Annotated in this window: 15 protein-coding genes; 6 read left to right on the forward strand and 9 right to left on the reverse strand. The window is 37.9% G+C overall.

The features are described 5' to 3' along the window. Positions 1-18: 18 nt before the first annotated feature. The 4 genes from B6258_RS16530 to yceD are packed head-to-tail and all read right to left on the reverse strand — an operon-like array spanning position 19 to position 2,748. Positions 19-972 carry a beta-ketoacyl-ACP synthase III gene (locus B6258_RS16530; RefSeq protein WP_099076189.1) on the reverse strand — a complete coding sequence of 318 codons (954 nt, stop codon included), beginning with the start codon at positions 970-972 and terminating at the stop codon, positions 19-21. A gap of 4 nt (positions 973-976) precedes the next feature. Further along, positions 977-2,014 carry a phosphate acyltransferase PlsX gene (plsX, locus tag B6258_RS16535; protein ID WP_099076190.1) on the reverse strand — a complete coding sequence of 346 codons (1,038 nt, stop codon included), beginning with the start codon at positions 2,012-2,014 and terminating at the stop codon, positions 977-979. A 24-nt stretch (positions 2,015-2,038) separates the two neighbouring features. Continuing rightward, positions 2,039-2,209 (reverse strand): 50S ribosomal protein L32, encoded by a 171-nt coding sequence (gene rpmF, locus B6258_RS16540; RefSeq protein WP_006537252.1) that lies wholly within the window; start codon positions 2,207-2,209, stop codon positions 2,039-2,041. A gap of 5 nt (positions 2,210-2,214) precedes the next feature. Beyond that, entirely contained in the window at positions 2,215-2,748 is a 534-nt protein-coding gene (gene yceD, locus B6258_RS16545; protein WP_023582576.1) for a 23S rRNA accumulation protein YceD, read from the reverse strand. A 141-nt stretch (positions 2,749-2,889) separates the two neighbouring features. Here yceD and B6258_RS16550 point away from each other — a divergent pair, with 141 nt between their 5' ends. Then, positions 2,890-3,489, forward strand: a complete 600-nt coding sequence (locus B6258_RS16550; protein ID WP_099076191.1) for a Maf family protein — start codon at positions 2,890-2,892, stop codon at positions 3,487-3,489. A 46-nt stretch (positions 3,490-3,535) separates the two neighbouring features. Next, entirely contained in the window at positions 3,536-3,928 is a 393-nt protein-coding gene (locus B6258_RS16555) for a hypothetical protein (protein WP_099076192.1), read from the forward strand. Between the two features lie 105 nt (positions 3,929-4,033). On the opposite strand, the gene rluC is transcribed toward B6258_RS16555, so the two are convergent. Beyond that, positions 4,034-4,987 carry a 23S rRNA pseudouridine(955/2504/2580) synthase RluC gene (gene rluC, locus B6258_RS16560; protein WP_099076193.1) on the reverse strand — a complete coding sequence of 318 codons (954 nt, stop codon included), beginning with the start codon at positions 4,985-4,987 and terminating at the stop codon, positions 4,034-4,036. A gap of 531 nt (positions 4,988-5,518) precedes the next feature. Here rluC and rne point away from each other — a divergent pair. After that, a complete protein-coding gene (gene rne / locus B6258_RS16565; RefSeq protein ID WP_099076194.1) occupies positions 5,519-8,965 on the forward strand; it encodes a ribonuclease E in 3,447 nt (1,148 codons plus the stop codon). 186 nt (positions 8,966-9,151) lie between these two features. Here rne and tmaR read toward each other — a convergent pair whose 3' ends face one another. Together tmaR and B6258_RS16575 are read right to left on the reverse strand one after the other, a co-directional pair. Next, on the reverse strand, positions 9,152-9,490 hold the full coding sequence (gene tmaR / locus B6258_RS16570; protein WP_036937771.1) for a PTS system regulator TmaR: 339 nt from the start codon (positions 9,488-9,490) through the stop codon (positions 9,152-9,154). Positions 9,491-9,746: 256 nt separating this feature from the next. Beyond that, the gene (locus B6258_RS16575) at positions 9,747-11,003 is read right to left on the reverse strand and encodes an MFS transporter (RefSeq protein WP_099076195.1); all 1,257 of its coding nucleotides are present in this window, start codon (positions 11,001-11,003) and stop codon (positions 9,747-9,749) included. Between the two features lie 439 nt (positions 11,004-11,442). On the opposite strand from B6258_RS16575, the gene sbcB reads away from it, so the two are divergent. Then, the gene (sbcB, locus tag B6258_RS16580) at positions 11,443-12,873 is read left to right on the forward strand and encodes an exodeoxyribonuclease I (RefSeq protein ID WP_099076196.1); all 1,431 of its coding nucleotides are present in this window, start codon (positions 11,443-11,445) and stop codon (positions 12,871-12,873) included. A 66-nt stretch (positions 12,874-12,939) separates the two neighbouring features. Here the strand turns inward: sbcB and dld are convergent, their stop codons facing one another. Together dld and B6258_RS16590 are read right to left on the reverse strand one after the other, a co-directional pair. Further along, entirely contained in the window at positions 12,940-14,700 is a 1,761-nt protein-coding gene (dld, locus tag B6258_RS16585) for a D-lactate dehydrogenase (RefSeq protein WP_099076197.1), read from the reverse strand. Between the two features lie 228 nt (positions 14,701-14,928). Next, complete coding sequence (locus B6258_RS16590) at positions 14,929-15,816, reverse strand: LysR family transcriptional regulator (protein WP_099076198.1); 888 nt, start codon at positions 15,814-15,816, stop codon at positions 14,929-14,931. Positions 15,817-15,964: 148 nt separating this feature from the next. Here B6258_RS16590 and B6258_RS16595 point away from each other — a divergent pair, with 148 nt between their 5' ends. Beyond that, positions 15,965-17,614 carry an alpha-keto acid decarboxylase family protein gene (locus B6258_RS16595; protein WP_099076199.1) on the forward strand — a complete coding sequence of 550 codons (1,650 nt, stop codon included), beginning with the start codon at positions 15,965-15,967 and terminating at the stop codon, positions 17,612-17,614. Between the two features lie 322 nt (positions 17,615-17,936). Beyond that, a complete protein-coding gene (locus tag B6258_RS16600; RefSeq protein ID WP_099076200.1) occupies positions 17,937-20,870 on the forward strand; it encodes an autotransporter domain-containing protein in 2,934 nt (977 codons plus the stop codon). Positions 20,871-20,874 lie beyond the last annotated feature (4 nt).

Genomic DNA, 20,874 nt, shown 5'->3' on the forward strand with positions numbered 1-20,874 from the left:
TTTATTTTCCTGATAATATTAAAAACGGATAAGTGCAGAACCCCAAGTAAAACCGCCACCAAACGCTTCCAGTAAAATTAACTGGCCACGCTGAATGCGATTATCTCTTACAGCTTCATCTAATGCTGTTGGGACTGATGCTGCTGACGTATTGCCATGGCGATTTAATGTCACCACTACTTTATCCATTGTCATATCCAGCTTTTTCGCTGTCGCTGAAATAATTCTTAAATTTGCCTGATGAGGCACAAGCCAGTCCAGTTCAGATTTATCAATTTTGTTAGCTTCAAGAGTCTCATCCACAATGTGGGCAAGCTCACGAACTGCGACTTTAAAAACTTCATTTCCTGCCATCGTAACGTAAGCAGGTAAATCGTCGTTCTCTCTACTCTGATAAGGTAATGCTAATAGATCACCAAAACGTCCATCAGAATGTAAATGGGTAGAGATAATGCCTTCTTCTTCTGATGCGCCAACAACCGCAGCCCCTGCCGCATCACCAAAGAGGATAATCGTACCACGATCTTCTGGATCTAAAGCGTGAGATAATCTGTCAGCACCAATAACCAGTGCATTTTTAACAGAACCTGCTTTAATAAATTGATCCGCAATACTTAATGCATAAACAAAACCTGAACACGCAGCTGCAACATCAAAAGCAATACAGTCATTGATACCTAATGCATTTTGAATTTGGCAAGCTGCACTTGGAAATGCATGTGAGCCAGATGTCGTTGCAACAATAATTAATCCAATATCTTGCTTATCAATACCTGACATTTCTAATGCTTTTTCGCCAGCACCCGCCCCCATCACGGCAACAGTTTCTTCTTCTGTTGCAATTCGACGTTCATGAATACCCGTTCTGGTAACAATCCACTCGTCAGATGTTTCAACCATTTTTTCTAAATCGGCATTAGTTCGCACTTGTACAGGCAAGTAACTACCAGTACCTAAGATTTTTGTATACATTCTATCAATCGCTCTTGGGTAATACTGTTGTCAGTCGTGAAGCAATTCGTTCTGGAATTTTTCGCTCAACGGCATGAACAGCCTGTTCTATTGCTGCTGTAAACGCGCTTTCATTTGCGCCACCATGGCTTTTAATGACGATACCGCGTAATCCTAACAGAGAAGCACCGTTATACTGGTCGGGGTTCATATGTCCAAAACGCTTAATTAGCCGTTTTTGTAACCACTTCTTCAATATTTTCATCCACCACGACGTTTTTTTATTTTCGGTAGTAGAAGATTTAATCAATGAAAGGAAAACTCTGATAACTCCTTCCATCGTTTTAAGGGAGACATTACCTGCGAAGCCGTCACACACCAATACATCAGTTTTACCTGTCAGTAATTCATTACCTTCAACATAACCAATATAATTAATATTCGGTGTCGATTTTAATACCGTAGCAGCTTCGCGGATATTATCTAATCCTTTACTCTCTTCTTCACCAATATTTAAAAGTGCCACTTTCGGTGAATCAATCTCTGCTATCTCTTCGGCCATAACTGCGCCCATTACCGCGAACTGTACCAGCATTTTGCTATCACAATTAACGTTAGCGCCAAGATCAAGAACAACCGTCTTGCCTTTTTTCTGATTAGGTAATACCGAAACCAGTGCAGGACGTTCAATTCCATCAATCGCATTAAGTCGAAGTTTTGCTAATCCCATCAATACGCCGGTATTCCCTGCACTTACACAAGCCTGTGCATCCCCTGTTTTCACGAGATCAAGTGCCACTCGCATTGATGTGCCTTTACTTGCTCTAATAGCTTGTGAAGGTTTGGCATCATTGGCGACAATATGTTCTGCGGGTATAACTTGTAAACGGGAGATTAGCTCAGCATTTTGATTTGCAAGCAGAGGAGAGATAGAGTCTGGTTGACCTACCAGCAATATTTTTAAATGAGGATTAGATGCCAGCGCCCGCAAACAAGCAGGCACTGTGATGCGAGGACCGAAGTCCCCGCCCATCGCATCTAACGCTATGGTTAGATTTGTCAAGGTATCAACGAGCTATAAAGCTAATTACTTGTTGATAACCTTGCGACCACGGTAGTAACCGTCAGCAGTTACATGGTGACGCAGGTGAGTTTCACCAGAAGTTTTGTCAACAGAAACTTGAGTTACTGTCAGCGCGTCATGAGAGCGACGCATACCGCGTTTAGAACGAGTTGGTTTGTTTTGTTGTACGGCCATTGACCTTACTCCTTAGTACTTTTCTTTAAACTGGCTAATACGGCAAATGGATTTGGCTTCTCTGATAATTCTTCAGGGAGTTCACCAAACACCATATCCGCGTCGGACACTTCACAGTGTTCAAAATCATGTACCGGAACCACCGGCAAGTTGAGGATTATTTCATCTTCAATCATTGCCAGCAAATCTATTTCACCAAATTCGTTTACATAAACTGGTTCATATTCTTCCGGTAATGTCTCGGCCCGTTCATCACTGACAACAGGGCTAAAACAATATGTTGCGTGAACATGATACGGAAAATGGCCACCACAACGTTGACATTCTAAAGTCACATCCACATCGGAATGTCCTTTAATCACGGCAAGACGCTGATGGTCAATATCAAATGATAAAGCCACATCAATATTACTGTCCACACTGACCACCGATTCAGCTAAGCGGCTTACTTGCTCTGGAGAATAATGACCGTCATAGTCTAAATTCTTTTGAGCTGCTCGCAGCGCATCAATGGTCAGGGGTAATTTTACCTTTTGCATAAGGCGCGCATATTATCTTTGTAATGGAATATAGTCAAAGAAAAAGGCGGGTTATCTACACCTTTCCACCAAAATTCGCTTTATCAGCGGCGCATAGTTTAGAATGTCAGGCATCATTTTGCTACGGATTTTAAAAAAAATATGTTGCCACTCGTTCTTGCGTCTACTTCACCCTTTCGAGCTCAGTTGCTGAAAAAGCTTGGAATGCCTTTTATACAGGCATCTCCAGAGATTGACGAAACCCCGATGCCCACAGAGTGCGCTCAAGATCTTGTCAGTCGCTTATCCTATGAAAAAGCCAGCGCTTTACAAGCAAAATTTCCACATCACCTTATAATTGGTTCTGATCAAGTTTGTGTGCTGAATAACAAGATCACAGGGAAACCCCATAATTTTGATAATGCCTTTGCACAATTAAAACAAGCTTCAGGGCAATGTATCTCGTTCTACACCGGATTAACTGTATATAATAGCCTAACTTTAGAACATCAAACGCATTGTGAATTATTTCAAGTTTATTTTCGTTATTTAACTGATGAAGAAATCATCAGTTATTTAAATAAAGAAATGCCTTTCAATTGTGCAGGAAGTTTTAAATCTGAGGGGCTAGGTATTACGCTATTCGATAAACTTGTCGGTGACGATCCAAATTCTTTAATTGGTTTACCACTTATCCGATTGAATAAAATGTTACTTTCACAAAGAATAAACCCATTATTTTTCTCTGATGATCAAAAATAAATCTGATCATCTTATTTTTTAATCTTATGTAGCGATAAAGCGTATTATGAATAAATTAGCATCAGTCTTAACAGCTTTAGTGGTGGCAACAGCATTAGTGGGTTGTTCTGATGAAAAAGACACTGAAATTTCAACAACAAAAACAACTAACACGATCCAAGACAGTGTCATTTCAGACAAAAAAGATGACAACACATCCTCATTTAAAAAGAATTTTGTCAGTAGCTGCATATTAGGTTCTGGCATTACTGATGATGCGCTAATTCCTCAAATTGCCGAAGTGTGTGAATGCACTTACGACGGCATTATTAAAAATTACGGAATGACCGAATTTATCCGCGTAGATATGGAAATGCGCAAAAACGGCTCAAAATCACTGCCTAAAGAGTGGAATATTGATAAAGTTGTTGAACAATGCATGACAAAAGTGGAAGGTTAATTCTATTTCCTATTCACTTTCTTAGTGGTTTAAGAAAAGCAATACGCCCAGCTAACTGGGCGCATTGAGTATTCAGATTTTCTGTCGAAATAAAATTTTTTAGACTTAAGATTTTTGACTACGTAATACTTGCAAACAATGGCGTAACTGGTTATCCATTGGCGCTTCAATGCGCATTTGTTCACCCGTTGAAGGATGAGTAAATGTCAAAGAACTTGCATGTAAAAATAGGCGATTAAGTTTTGTTCCTACCAATTGTGAATCAAAATCACGATCACCATAACGATCATCAAATGCAATAGGATGACCTGCATGTAATGTATGTACACGAATTTGGTGTGTTCTTCCTGTCACAGGACTTGCTTTCACAAGTGTGGCGAATTCAAAACGCTCTTCAACCTTAAAACGTGTTTCTGAAGGTTTTCCTTCATTACTCACTTTAACCACTCTCTCACCACTTTGAAGAATATTTTTCAATAACGGCGCCTGAACAACTTTAGTGTGAGATTGCCACTGACCACGAACTAAGGCTAAATAATCTTTTTGCATCTGTTTTAAGCGCAATTGCTCATGTAAGGCACGCAATGCTGAACGTTTTTTTGCAATTAATAAAACACCCGACGTATCTCTATCAAGACGATGTACAAGCTCTAAAAAACGGGCTTCTGGGCGCAATGCACGTAAACCTTCAATCACACCAAAACTTAACCCACTTCCCCCATGTACCGCCGTACCTGAAGGTTTATTGATGAGCATTAAGTGGTCGTCTTCATATAAAATACAATTTGACAATGCAGCGACTTTATCAAGCTTTGGTGATACCGCAACTTCTTCTTTTTCCGATACTCGCACAGGAGGAATACGGATGCTATCACCCGCATTGAGTTTGTATTCAGGTTTAATTCGCCCTTTGTTAACTCGAACTTCCCCTTTCCGGATAATTCGGTAAATCATACTTTTTGGTACACCTTTCAAGCGTGCCAGTAAAAAATTATCGATACGCTGGCCTGCTTCATCGCCATCAATGGTGACGAACTGAACTTGATTAAATGATTTCATAGTGGCGATTCTTTGGCTCTCTTAAAATAAAAATAACAAACAACTTTGTGGTGTACAAAATAACATCAAACCTGCCGTCTATTTTAACCTGAATAATGAGAAAAAGACGAAACATTAGCTAATCTCTCATATTTATACAGAAAAAGTCACCAAAGCAGAAAAGTCATCTTGCTATAACCCTAACACCAATGGAATAATGCAGACTCTCCTGATTATGTTTATCAGGTATATTTATGAAAATTTTGTTTGTTTGATTTTCAAAATGCAGCAATGGCGTAAGACATAGTCGAAAATCAAACAATTTAGTATGCCATAAATACATCGCTTATTGAGTTGAAACATCGTGTTCAATTAAAGAGTGCTGAATTTTTGAACTAAAAATCAGACTCACCGACATATTGCACCTCAATACAATCGACAACCGTGAGGTTGACGCCTTTGTAAAAGACACGAGGTCATCGGTTATCAATAGTGTAATTACGTATGTTAGTGGCACATTATAAAACGTGAAAATAACGAGTAAGTCACAATATGAAAAGAATGTTAATTAACGCAACTCAGCAGGAAGAGTTGCGTGTTGCCCTTGTCGATGGGCAACGTTTGTACGATCTGGATATCGAAAGCCCCGGTCATGAACAGAAAAAAGCGAATATCTATAAAGGTAAAATCACGCGAATTGAACCCAGCTTAGAAGCCGCTTTTGTTGATTATGGTGCGGAACGCCACGGTTTCCTTCCTATCAAAGAAATAGCCCGCGAATACTTTCCTAGTAATTATCACTCCCATGGTCGTCCTAACATCAAAGATGTCTTAAAAGAAGGCCAGGAAGTTATTGTTCAAGTTGATAAAGAAGAGCGAGGCAATAAAGGTGCAGCGTTAACCACGTTTATCAGCCTTGCAGGTAGTTATTTGGTATTAATGCCAAATAATCCTCGTGCAGGTGGTATTTCTCGCCGTATTGAAGGTGAAGACCGTACTGAACTCAAAGAAGCTTTATCAAGCCTTGAAATCCCAGATGGTATGGGTCTAATTGTACGTACAGCAGGTGTTGGCAAATCTGCCGAAGCGCTACAACAAGACTTAAGCTATCGTCTAAGACACTGGGATGCGATTAAGAAAGCGGCTGAGAGTCGCCCTGCTCCATTCTTAATCCATCAGGAAAGTAACGTCATCGTTCGCGCATTCCGCGACTACTTACGTCCTGATATTGGTGAGATTTTAATTGATAACGCGAAAGTCGTTGAGATGGCGCGTAGCCATATTGAAGCGATTGGTCGTGGTGATTTTGCTAGCAAAATTCGCCATTACACAGGTGCAGTACCTCTATTCAGCCATTACCAAATTGAATCACAGATTGAATCTGCGTTTCAGCGTGAAGTTCGCCTGCCTTCTGGTGGCGCTTTAGTTATTGATACAACTGAAGCATTAACAGCGATTGATATCAACTCATCACGCTCAACTCGCGGTGGTGATATCGAAGAAACGGCCTTTAATACTAACTTAGAAGCGGCTGACGAAATTGCACGCCAATTACGTTTACGCGACTTGGGTGGTTTAATTGTTATCGACTTTATCGACATGACGCCTGTGCGCCATCAGCGTGAAGTAGAAAACAGAATGCGCGAAGCTGTTCGCCAAGATCGTGCGCGCATTCAAATTGGACGCATCTCTCGCTTTGGCTTATTAGAGATGTCTCGTCAACGTTTAAGCCCTTCATTAGGTGAATCTAGCCATCACGTTTGTCCACGTTGCTTAGGCACCGGCACTATTCGTGATAACGAATCACTGTCACTTTCTGTGTTACGTCTTATTGAAGAAGAAGCACTTAAAGAAAATACACATGAAGTGCATGCGATTGTGCCTGTTCAAATCGCCTCTTATTTGCTTAACGAAAAACGTAAAGCGGTTACTGACATTGAATTACGTCAATCTAATGTCAAAGTGGTTATTGTTCCTAATGACCAAATGCAAACGCCTCATTTCTCTGTTATTCGTGTACGCAAAGGCGAAGAAATTACCTCTCTAAGCTATAACTTAGCGCAATTCCATGAAAGCCAGTTAAATGAAGCTGAGGACGATGTTGTTACAGAGCGTAAAGCGCCTGAACAGCCGGCTATTTCAGCCTTTGGATTGCAAGAAGAAGAGCCAACTGAAGCGACGAAAAGCAAAAAAACACCTCAGCCTCAAGCTAAATCTGTTAAATCGGAACAAGCTCAAGGTACCGGTTTCTTTGCCTCTATCGCAAAATTCTTCTCTAACTTATTTAGTAGTGAACCAGAGCCTGTGGTAACACAAGAAAAACCACAGGAAAATAAGAAAGAGAATAACGACAATCGTCGTGATCGTCGTAATAACAATAATCGACGTAACAACAATAATCGCCGTGACCGTGATAACGATCGTAATCGTGATAACGCAAATAGCGAAGACAATCGCAAAAGTCGCAATCAAAAACCACAAACTACACCAACAACTGAAGTGAGTAGTGAACAAGAGATTGCAGAACGCGAAGCTCGTCGCCAACAGCGTCGTGAACAACGTGCTGAGCAACGCCGTCGTCAAGAAGAAAAACGTCAACAGCAACAAGAAGCGGCTAAAGCACAAGCGGCTCTTGCTGGAAATGATACCGCAGCAAAAGACAGTGCTGATGAGAAGAAAGAAGAACCTCGTCGCCCTGCTATGCAACGCCGTAATCGTCGTCAATTAACACAATCTGTACGCGTGACTGACAATGATAATGCATTAGCTGTTGTACCTGTTGCGACTGAAAAAGCCGTTTCTGAGCCACCTGTTGCAACAACACAAACTAAAGTTGCGCCAACGGAAAAATCAGCACCTAAAGCAGTCGCTGTTGCGAAAGTTGAAGCAAATGAAGCACAAACTGTAAAAGCATTACCTGATGCAACTAAATCACAAGATGACAATAAAAACGAAGATAATAACGGGCAAGATAATGTTATGCCACGTCGTTCTCGCCGTTCACCTCGTCATTTACGTGTAAGTGGTCAACGTCGTCGTCGCTATCGTGATGAACGTACTTTAACCGTATCACCAATGCCTCTGGCAATGGCAGTGGCTTCTCCTGAACTTGCTTCAGGTAAAGTCTTCATTCGCTACCCAATCACACCGGTCAGTGATGCACCATTTATTGAGAATAATGTTGAAAACAACAATGACGTTTCTGTTAACCACATTGTTACTCATCAAGATCCACAAATGGTCGCTATCACACCAGCGGTTTCAGAAGCCATTGTTGCTGATATTGCACAAGTAGGATCGACTGAATCAACTTATTCTGTCACAGTGAGCACTGAATCAACCACAGAGGCTGTTGCTGAAATTATTGCAGTAGAACCACAAGCTGTGCCTGTTGAAACTAATGACATCATTGAAAACAACGTTATTAGTGATGTTATTAATGAAGTGAATACAGAAGAGCACGTTACTCGTAAAGAGAATATTTCAGCGGTATTAAATACCACTGAAGCTTATATGCATGAAACTTCACAACAAGCTGAAACAGACATCGCACCAGTAGAGAATAAAACATCAACGCCTGAATCTCAACCTGTTGAAACGGTGATAGCGACTGAAGAAACGGTTGAGCAACACAAAGAAGTTGCTGCTGAAACTGTTGTTGCTCCTGTTGTTGAAACCGTTGTTGAAACCGTTGTTGAAACCGTTGTTGAAAACCAGCCAGTAGAAAGCGCAACCCCTGCTATAGAAGTTGAAACAGTAACAGAGAGCAAACCAGCGGAAGTCGTTATTCGTCAAGAGCCTGTTGCAGTTGCACGCCAGCTACATGCAAGCTCACCAATGACAAAAGCACCAGCTGCCGATGAAGCACCTGTGGCAATTGAAATCAAAGCGTGGGAAGCACGTCCTGCTTTTGATAAGAAAGGACGCACTGGTGCAGGTGGACACTGTTCTACTAATCATGCGTCTTCAGAAATGACTAAAGCTGAAAGTCAAAACTGATAATAAGATGTTATTAAGAATATCTTGATAATACGTCTAAATTGAGAACCCACTTTTTAGTGGGTTCTTTTTTTGGGGTAACTATTAGCAAATTCACTTAGTATGAATTAAGCCAAAAATAAAATAAAAAAAAGCCCCTGAATATTCAATTCAGGAGCCTTCAACTTCTTATTCTGAATAAAGCAATCAGTCTTTTAGATCAGGAAGATTTTTAATTTCACCCATCGCTTTTAATTGCTTAGACAATTCACGGCGCTCTTTAGACAGATCGGCATTTTTAATAATGTAATCGTCAACACGATCGTCATAGTCACTACGCATATTAGCAATAATACCGAGTACATCTTCAATCGACATACCTGGTTTAATGTATTCACTTAAGTTGTCTAATAAAAGAACACGTTTTTGGTTATCACGGATCTTTTTCTCATTGTCAGTGATCTCACGACGGATTTTGTTTTTACGACGATACATACGCACAAACTCCAGTACGTTTTGGAAAGACGGCTTGTTTGCGTTATCCATTTCCTACACCTTTACAATTGATATTTAAGATAAATAGTTCTGTTTAAGATTATCGCTTAATCGTGTCAATAAACAAGCAAAGTTTACAAATTTAATTGATTTTGCTTAATTAACAATTGATTAGGATGATATGTATTAATAAATATAGTCAACATTCTTTAACCCGTAAATGTTCACTTAATTAATGATAAAAAAATGGCTACACATTTTTACTGGTAGCCAAAATTGACACTACAAAGGATAAATTAATGAGCAATTAAATAGGCTGTGCTTTATTTTTATCTTCATGTTGTAGGCCATCAAGTAACGCTTTTTCGTCTGAACGTAAAAACACAGCGGAGAGAAGGGTTGTCCCTATCACAATACATCCCATCACCATATAGGTTGGTGCAAAACCATAATGATCATAACCATAACCGGCTAATGGAGATAATAATGTAGCGACAATAGAGCTCACACATTGAAAACCGACTAAATAAAGTGTCGAAGATAAACGTTTATCAAAGTGTTGACTGTTATATTTAAAAATTGAAATTAATAAAATCGGTAACTCGACAGCATGTAATAATTTCATACAAGAGATCAAAACAGGTCCTTCAACGAGCCCTGAGCCAATAATACGTGTAGCCATAACACTGCTTGCCAGTAATAAGCCGTTTTTAGCCCCTATTCTATTGACAAGGAAAGGCGCGATAAACATACCACCAGCTTCTAAGAATACCTGCAATGAATTCAGATATCCGTACATCTCATTACCCTGCTGTAAGGTCGCAAATTGCGATGAGAAAAAGACGGGAAACTGTTGGTCATAAACCCCATAAACACAGGTACCAATAACAAACAAAATAAGCGCCCAAAAACGAGGCAATGAAAGTAAATTCAGTGCGTCTTTTATGGTGATAGCCGATGTTTTCCCATGCTCTAATTGATTAAATGCGTCTGATTTATCTGTTTTTAACAGTGCTAAAAAAATTAAAAACACAACACCAGAAATAGAAGCCATGGCAAAATTGTAATTAGGGTCGATATTAATATTGTGTCCAGCGATAAATGTTGCAGATGCCCAACCTAACGATCCCCACATTCTCGCTCTACCGTATTCAAAACCACGAATACGGCTAACACGCTCGGTATATGACTCTAATACACCAATACCTGCATTAAATGTCATACCAACATATAAGCCCCCTAGAATGGAGCCAACAAAAATATTCCAGCGTAGTATTGATGCGAAACCGAGAAAAAATGGCCCAGAAAGGATCAGTAATACTGCAATCACTAATAATAAATTCTTTCTTAGCCCTAATTTATCTTGAATAAAGCCATATAAAGGTTGAGCACATAACGCAATCAGCGAAATTGCAGAGAATATTAATCCAGTATCCGTCGCTTTTAATCCAACATACTGATTTAACCAAATAGAAACTAATGAAAATGATGAGGACCAGGTAAAAAAGAAGAAAAATAACAGCGCACTTAAGATCGCATAGTATTTTTTTGAGTCTTTGTTCATTGGTTGAGCGCCTTATAAAGTCATTCCACCCCTAAATGTTAACGTTAACTTTTAAGTTCACAAACAATTATATCGCTTTAATGTGACATAAAGCACACAAGTTAACGTTAACAAATTTAGTTATGTGCTCTAGATCTACTTTTATTCTTTCATTGTCGAGTCCTAATATCAAATACATAATTAACTCCTATTTAATCTGTTTAAAACACGCTATTACATTCAAATAAAGCCATTTGCATAGGTTATTTCACGTTTCCACAAATATAGTTTACCATGTCCTTATGTCGATTAAGCATTACTAACAATTTGATACTGAAAGCTCTTTTATCCATTCAAATAGAGATTTATTGTCAATTATTTAAATCTTAAGTAGCTTATTAGTGTAAGGTTTAATGCTTTATAATCAATTAATTAAGTAGATAAAATACGGTAGGAAACCTTGTCTAATACAGCGAAAACACCCACATTTTATATCCATGACTACGAAACCTTTGGCACTCATCCTGCCCTAGATCGTCCAGCCCAATTTGCGGGTGTAAGAACCGATATGGACTTCAATATTATTGAAGATCCCCTCGTGATTTATTGCAAACCTAATGATGATTATCTGCCTCATCCAGAAGCCGTGATGATCACAGGAATAACACCACAAATTGCGGCAAAAAATGGGGTGATTGAAGCTGAATTTACTCGTCAAATTCACCAAGCTTTTAGCCAACCTAATAGTTGTATTATGGGTTATAATAACCTTCGATTTGATGATGAAGTAACCCGAAATATCCTTTATCGTAATTTTTATGATCCTTATGCTTATAGCTGGCAAAAAGGAAATTCACGTTGGGATTTACTTGATGTTTTACGTGCCTGTTATGCACTGCGCCCTGAAGGTATTGTTTGGCCTGAAAATGAAGACGGTTTTCCAAGCTTCCGTTTAGAGCTATTAACCAAAGCAAACGGCATCTCTCATGAAAATGCGCATGATGCGATGTCTGATGTTTATGCCACCATTGCGATGGCAAAAAAATTAAAGCAAGCGCAACCACGAATGTTTGATTATTTCTTTAATTTACGCGATAAACGCAAAGTACAGACGTTAATTGATATTCCTGCAATGACGCCGATTGTGCATGTTTCAGGTATGTTTGGTGCCGCACGTTCTAATTTAAGCCTTGTTGCCCCACTAGCGTGGCATCCGGATAATCGTAATGCAGTAATTGTTTGCGACTTAGCCGCAGACATATCCCCTTTATTAACACTCGACTCAGATCAATTGCGTGAGCGTTTATATACACCACGTAGTGAATTATCAGTTGATGAACCACCTGTTCCAATTAAATTGTTGCATATTAATAAGTGCCCCATTGTGGCACCACAAAATACACTAAGACAGCAAGATGCAGATAGAATTGGTTTAGATGTTGATACTTGTTTAAAAAACCAAGCGATTTTGTTTTCTCATCCTGAGATACGCAATAAAGTCGTGGAAATATTTGCACAACAAGCGCCTTTTGTTGTATCTGATAATGTTGATTCGCAAATTTATAATGGTTTTTTCAGTGAAAATGATCGTAGTGCGATGGAAATTATTCGATCAACACAACCACAGAATTTACCCGCTTTAGATTTAACGTTTGAAGATGCGAGAATGGAACCTCTGTTTTTCCGTTATCGTGCAAGAAATTATCCTTCGACGCTTAATTATGACGAACAACAACGTTGGCTAGCGCATAGAAAAGAGATGTTAACGCCAGAAAAGCTCACCGAATATATTAATACTATTCAGTTATTAGCTGAAGAACATGCTGATAACGAGGAAAAATTAAAACAGCTACAAGCGCTTTATTTATATGCTCAAGAGATCGCAAGTTAATTGGTAAATAAAAGGCAGGTTTTATCCTGCCTTTCTTTTTAATTTAATAAACACAATCGACAACAATTATTCTTTATTCTCTGCATTAGCATCATTATGAGCACGTCCACAACCACACTCTTCTCCCCAATATTTTAGTTTTGAGGTTTTACCAATACCGGGGTTCATGCTATTGGTTGGATCGTTATGTTTATAGAATGCTTTTAGTTGAGGCTTAGCATAATACATATGCCCTACGTTATGCTCTGCGGGATATTCCGCTCCACGTTGATCTAATAACGCCAGCATTTCTGCTTTTAATGCCTTAGCATCAACACCTTTTTTAATAATATAATCTTGGTGCATAACATGACACATAAAATGCCCACAATAGAGTTTATAAAGTAATTTACTCTCTATTTCAGGTGGTAATTTTTCAAACCAATCTTTGTCATTACGGCGCAATGCAATATCTAATGGCAACACATCTTCTACATCATTAACATGAACGGCATGATAACGCACAGCAGCACCGGCGGCGGCAAAACGATGTAAAAAGGCTTTATTTCCCTCTTCTTCGGTACATTCAAAATAATCGCCTGATGCTAACTTAAAGTATTCTTTTAAATAAGTTGCAGCTTCTTCAATCCCATCATCTGCCATTCTTAACATAAGATGATGTTCATATTTGTCACGAAAATCTGTCATACGCTCGGGTAAATGAGCAGGCCATAGTTTGCTCATAAACTGCATGGTTCTATCCACCATATTTTTAGGTAAAAAAGGCACTTTATTTAATACCGCATCTACTCGCCCTTTTACGGCAAATAATATTGGCATTTTATCTGTACCTAATTTATCAATCACCAAAAACGTATCTTTTCCATACACTTCAGCCATTTTATAATAGCTTCTATGCATATATTCCCCAGCAACAGGCAGCTTTTTAAAATGGCTTAAAATATGACGACGAATATCTTCAAGCTCATCCGGATTATTAGTACCAATATAAAAAACTTGAGTGCGATGATCTGCGGGGAAAGTATCTAATCTCACTGCAAATACAGATAATTTTCCTGCGCTCCCTGCGGCTTCATATAAACGCCGTTCATCATTGTTAAAACGAGAAGGTGTATTAGCATCTACATCACGTATACGCTCATGATATTCATGATCAGAGGCTAATTTTTCTGTCGTTTGTATCTGTTTCTCATGATAATGACGATTATCTAAGTTGGTTAATATTTCTTCTGGCGTCTCGCCTAGCTCAATACCTAAATGGTTAACTAATTCGGCTTCACCTTTTTCATTAACGCGAGCATAAAGTGATAATTCGGTATAAGCAGGCCCACGACGAACTAAAGCACCGCCTGAGTTATTACAAATTCCCCCTATTACTGACGCACCAATACAAGAAGATCCAATAACGGAATGCGGTTCACGCCCTAATGGCTTTAATACTTTTTCTAAATGCCATAACGTACTACCGGGAAAAGCAATAACTTGATTATGTTCTGAAAGAACCTGTATTTTATCTTGACGTAATGTACTAATAATCACGATATCTCTATCATAATTATCACCATTAGGTGTCGAGCCCTCTGTTAATCCAGTATTCGCCGCTTGCATAATAATAATTTTATCGGCTTCAACACAGGTTTTAAAAACTCGCCATTGTTCTAATAGATTAGCAGGAAAGACAACGGCTAGCGCCTTACCTTGCCCTGAACGAAAACCTTTGCGATAACGTTCTGTTTTATGTGCTTGTGTTAATACTTGTTTTTTACCAACAATGCCTTCAAGTTTACGAATAAAATGTTGATTTACAGAACTATTACTCTCATTCATTTTCCCTATCCTATTCCTGTCTTATCTGATTAATCTTTTATTTGCTCATTTTTATTATTACTCATAAGACTATGCGCAAAATATAAACTTATCATTTATATAACTGTTTTTATACTGCTATCCGCATTTCTTAAAAAATAATATTTATTTCTAATCACTTTTATTATTTAAAGATAATTTCGATATTTGTTTCTTAAATAGAATATAAATAAGCACTATTTTAATATTTTATTCTATGATTAGCTTTTCTCTTGCTAACTGCTCCCATGCTTGGCAGCTCCGACTTTTATAGCTATTTTTATTATTTGCTAGTGCTATTTTATATGACAATGTAGGTTCTACCACAGGAAGAACAACTAAATCATCAATAGGATTTTTATTACACATGCTGTTTGGTAAAAGTGTTACTCCCACCCCCGCTTTCACCATTGCGATAATTAAATCTAAATGGTTACTACGCCCAGCAATAATAGGCACTGTATTGTAAATACCACAAGCACTATAAATTAAATCATTAATACGAAAATCTTCAGAAAAGAAGATAAAAGGTTCATTAATCAACTCTCTAAAATGAATTTCCGTTTTTATAGCTAAAGGATGGGATGGCGACATTAATAGCATTAAATGATCTTCTGAAAAAGGGGTTAATTCAAAAGTATCTTCATTAAAAGGCAATACAACTGCAGCAGTTTCAACTCTCCCTTCTCTCATTGCATCAGCCATTTGCTTAGTGCCCAATTCAAATATTTTTAGTTCAACTTGAGGATGACGAGAGCTAAATACCATAATAATATCTGCAAAATACGTCGATGCAATGACAGGTGGTAATCCAACATTTAGTGTCCCTGTTAATGGCCCAGACTTGTCCTGTAATGCTTTATTCATATCATTAAATTGTGCAAGTATCTGTTTTGCATGTTCAAACAGTATTGCACCATCATCCGTTAATCTAACACCATCAACCTCTCTCACTAATAAAATAACACCTAACTCATCTTCTAATTTTTTAATACTACGACTAATCGCAGGTTGAGTGATAAATAGCGCATCAGCGGCTCGACTAAAACCATTTAGTTGAACAACCTCAACGAAATAGCGCAATGTGCGAATATCCATTAGCAACGCTTACCTTATTACATTTAGTTATGCCCTCAATGATAATAAACCATTTCATATCAAACAATATTCACGATAAAACATTAAGCATAATATAAAAGAACTTCTATATTTTTATAGTTTATTATTCGGATTTTTTGGAGATAATATGAATAAGACTGTCGTTGAGTATATGTTAACCCGCTTATATGACTTAGGAATAAGTGATGTTTTTGGTGTTGCTGGCGATTACGCATTTCCTATTGAAGACACGATTTGTAATAGCAATCATATGCGTTGGATTGGTAACTGCAACGAACTAAATGCAGCTTATGCCGCTGATGGTTATGCTCGAATTAAAGGTATGGCTGCGTTATCGACAACATTTGGTGTTGGCGAATTAAGTGCAATTAATGCGATTGCTGGCTCTTATGCAGAAAACCTACCTATTTTCCATCTAGTCGGTATGCCAGCAAGTGGTGTTCAAAAAAGTAAGCGCCTTGTTCATCACACATTAGGTAATGGTGATTTTGATGTTTTTTATCAATTAGGCCAACGTCTTGCTTGTGCTCACGCAATATTAACACCTGAAAATTGCGTTACAGAAATGGAACGCTTAATTGCTACCGCATTAAAAGAGCGTCGTCCTGTTTATATTGGCCTACCTTCTGATTATGCCACAATGCAAGTGATAGAACAGTCACCTGTTACCATACCGAAAAGAGCAATAAGTGATAAAAAAACATTAGAAAAAGTGGTATCACTTATTATTGAAAAGCTTACACACAGCAATAATACCTGTGTATTACCCGGTATTTTATCAGCACGTTTGGGGCTATCAGAGAATATCCAAGCTTTTATCGATAAGACAGGCTTACCTTATGCCACTATGTTTATGGATAAAAGTATTTTAAGTGAATCTCATCCCCAATATGTTGGTATGTATGATGGCAAATTAATGACACCTGAAGTCAGAGAATTTGTAGAAAATAGTGAGTACGTATTAGGAATTGGTGCAATGATGACCGACTTCAATACAGGAAGCTTCACTGCCAATATTAAACCAAAACAGTTTATCAACATCATGCCCGAATATGTTGAGATTGATTCCGTTATCTACACATCGATTTACATGGAAGACGTGCTTTCAGCACTGACTCAAAGTTTACCGAATAGAACTTATCATCAGATAAAAGCCAAAGGATTGGGCGAAGCTGTGTTATCTGATAATGGTAAAATTACTGCTCAGTATCTATATCCTCATTTAGAAAAATTCTTTAAACCTAATGATATTATTATTGCCGAGACAGGTACATCCTCAATGGGATTAGGTTTTGCCCTATTACCAGACGGTGCCCAATTCCATAACCAAACATTATGGGGTTCTATTGGTTGGGCAACACCAGCATCATTTGGTGCAGCACTTGCAGCACCTAACAAACGAGTTATTTTAATTACCGGTGAAGGCTCACATCAATTAACCGTACAAGAGATTAGCCAATTTGTTCGTTTTGGATTAAAACCGATCATCCTTGTTTTAAATAATGATGGTTACTTAATTGAACGATTATTATGTGATTACCCTGAAGCTTATTATAACGATCTTGCTCAATGGAATTATCATCTATTGCCTAAAGCTTTTGGTGCAAGCGATTGGCATTGCGAAAAAGTCACAACGATAGATGAATTAAATAAAGCGCTTGAAGTGGCTGAGTCAACCGATAGTGCTTCTTATATCGAAATAGTCACCGAACGATACGAAGCATCTGAATTAGCACAAAAATTAAAAGGATCGAAAAGTTCATTATATTCATTCTAAAATAAATGAATAAAATGATAAATTAAGTCTTTCGATAGAATAAAATTAAAAATAGTTTAGCTTTTTTATTCATCAAGTTAAGTATAACTTAAATAATCGGCATGATCTAATTTACACTTTTAAATATAGAGATCATGCCGATATATCATTACCATACTACTCGAATTATATTTAAATCATCGCATATTGTTAGTAAAACCAATTAAAAAAATTTTAATAAATTAATTAAAGCGTAGATTAATATATCTATAAATAGAATAACACCTGTCATAAAAATTAAACATAGTTAATATAAATTAGCTCTGAATTTTTTTTAGAGACTATGGCTTATTTTATGAAAAATATCGTAATACCTACTTCGTTAAGTTTCTTTTTTTTACTTTTCCCGAATTCATCATGGTCTGAAACTAATATTTCAGAAACCCAAAAACATATTATCGACCAGCGTAATAATTGGTTGGATGAAATAAAAAATGGAGTCATCATAGACAGCCCTAAAAAAGGATCGAGAACAGCCGAGCTAGATAGAATAATCAGTAATAACTATCAAGCAATTACCGGCGAACGGAGAAAACTCGCCGAAGCCGATAAATCACAGACTCATTCTTATTTGTTTAATACCTATGCCAATATTTTATTTGGTGGCAATACCAAATCGATTAACTTAAGCGATACTCAAGCTTATCAAGACCTGAGTAAATTACATAGCACGGGTACATATGCTTATGATGCAAACAAAAAAAGGGTACGTTCGATAGATTTTATTTTAAAAGACCTTTTTTTACGAGGTAGACCTTATCAAGTTATTGATAAAAAAGGAAATTATATTGATAACCACACCAATGTAACAGGCTCATCTTATCCTAGTGGGCATACGTGGAACGGATACAAGCAAGCTGCGGTGTTATCCATCTTATTTCCTGAAAAAGGCAGCGAAATGTTTGCCCGAGCAATAGAGTATGGTGAAAGTAGAGTCATCGTAGGGGCGCACTTTGCAACAGATACCATCGCATCGAGAATAGGTAATTATTACTTACTATCACAAATGCTTGCGGATGATGATACAACCCGCACATTTGTTAAGCTTGCCAAAGAAGTCCGCCAAAATGTCGCTAACCAATGCAAAAATCAAAATTGCTTCACTACGTCGAAAGAAATAACTAACGATGAAACAGGTTATTACGGAACAAAAGATCCGGAAACTGCACCGCTCATTACCCCCAATGAAGTTCCAAAATCTGCCAGTAATTTACTGCGTTTACGTTTTGCATATTTAACCAACGAGCAGAGGCAATCTATTTTAGCGAGCACAGCCTACCCTAGTAATTCTTTGGCTGGCTGGGCTTCAAACAAAAATAAACCAAACTCCAACTGGGGATTAATTAATCTTCCTAAAGCTTATAATGGACCTTCATATTTTTATAATCATTTTCTTGTTAATCAAACAACGAATGAATTTGACTTCGCTGAATTTGGTAAACTTGATGAATGGAAAAATGATATTAGTGGACCCGGTAAGTTAATCAAACAAGGTGATGGCACGTTGATCCTGTCAGGCAATAACCGTTTTGCGGGCGTCGAGGTTAATCAAGGTAACTTACTACTCACAGGCGAAAATCACTATTCAAAAAATTCGGCCATCAATGGTGGTACATTACGACTTGAAGGGACATTAAATTCTTTATTAGATGTTAACAATGGAACATTGCTATTAAATGATGGGAGTATAAATTCTCAAGTTAATATTAATAATAAGGGTGTACTTTCTGGCAAAGGGAATATTAATAAGCTGGTGGTTAATTCAGGAGGCATAATATCACCGGGCTATTCAATTGGTACTATTCGTATAGGCGATACTGTAGTTTTTAATTCTGGTAGTCACTACCACGTTGAAATAAACTCACAAGGTGATAGCGACCAAATAACCAGCCTCGGTACAGCAGTACTTAACGGAGGAATGGTTAATGTATCTCTTGAAAATAATCAAAATCTCCTCACAAAAGACGATGTTCAGCGTTTATATAACACCCAATATACCATTTTAATGGCAGATAAAGGTATTAATGGTAAATTTACTGATATAAACCCAAATTACCTTTTTATAGGCACAACACTATCCTACGATCAAAATGCAGTAATATTAAATGTCGGAAGAAATAATACGGCCTTTTCAAGCTTAGCTAAAACAAAAAACCAAACATCAATCGCCAATGCAATAGATGCATTACCTTCAGAGCATCCTATCTATGAAAGCATTGTAGGAATGGATATAAAAAATGATGTCCGCTATGCCTATAATGAATTAACTGGTCAAATTCATGCCGATATCTTATCTAATCAACTCAACAGTCGTCGGCAAATAAAAGAAGCACTCCTCTCTCAGGTTAAAAATGCAGAAGTCCTTAATGGTGAAAAAGAAAGCACAGAAAATAAAGGCAATGTCTGGGCTAAAACTTTATATAATTGGGATAATAGCTCAAGTGATGGTAACGCGAATAGCTATGACGCTTCTACCTATGGCGTACTATTAGGTGCAGATCAACGTTTTAATAACGATAAAATGTTGTTTGGTATAGCAACGGGTTTCACCAAAACCTCACTCTCTGGCTATAACAGTCACGCAAACAGCGAAAATTACCACTTATCACTCTATGGTGGTTATGATTTTGACCGTATCACATTGCGTGCAGGTGCATCTAATACGTTTCATCGCGTTCATACGTCAAAAACGGTCAATTATGGTGCACAATCAGATAAAAATAAGGCTAATTATAATGGGAATACCAACCAGATCTTTATCGAAGCGGCTTATCCAATAGTTCTCTCGGACGCACAATTAGAGCCTTTTATTAATTTAGAATATGCCAAAACGAAAAACGCATCCATTAACGAGCAAGGGGGGCGTGCCGCCTTACAAGCTCATTCGCAAAGCCTAGATTCAACCACATCCACTACAGGGCTGCGTTTAAATAATCAGTGGAAACTTAGCAGTAAATCAAGTGTTTCACTGTATGGTGAGCTAGGTTGGCTACACCAATACAACGATGTGGAACGAGATCTCCATTTACGTTTCAAAGGTACCCAACCAATATTTATTGCTAACAGTGTTGATGCAGCACAGGATGCGTTTGTGGTTCAAGCTGGAACGGCTATCCAAATCAATAAAATATCAAAAGTATCAATTGGATATAGTGGATTAGTAGCAAAAAACCAGCAAGATAATAGTATTGATATGAAAGTATCTGTCTCTTTCTAACTCA

This window comes from Proteus alimentorum (assembly GCF_002607735.1).
In the GTDB taxonomy this organism is placed as follows: domain Bacteria; phylum Pseudomonadota; class Gammaproteobacteria; order Enterobacterales; family Enterobacteriaceae; genus Proteus; species Proteus alimentorum.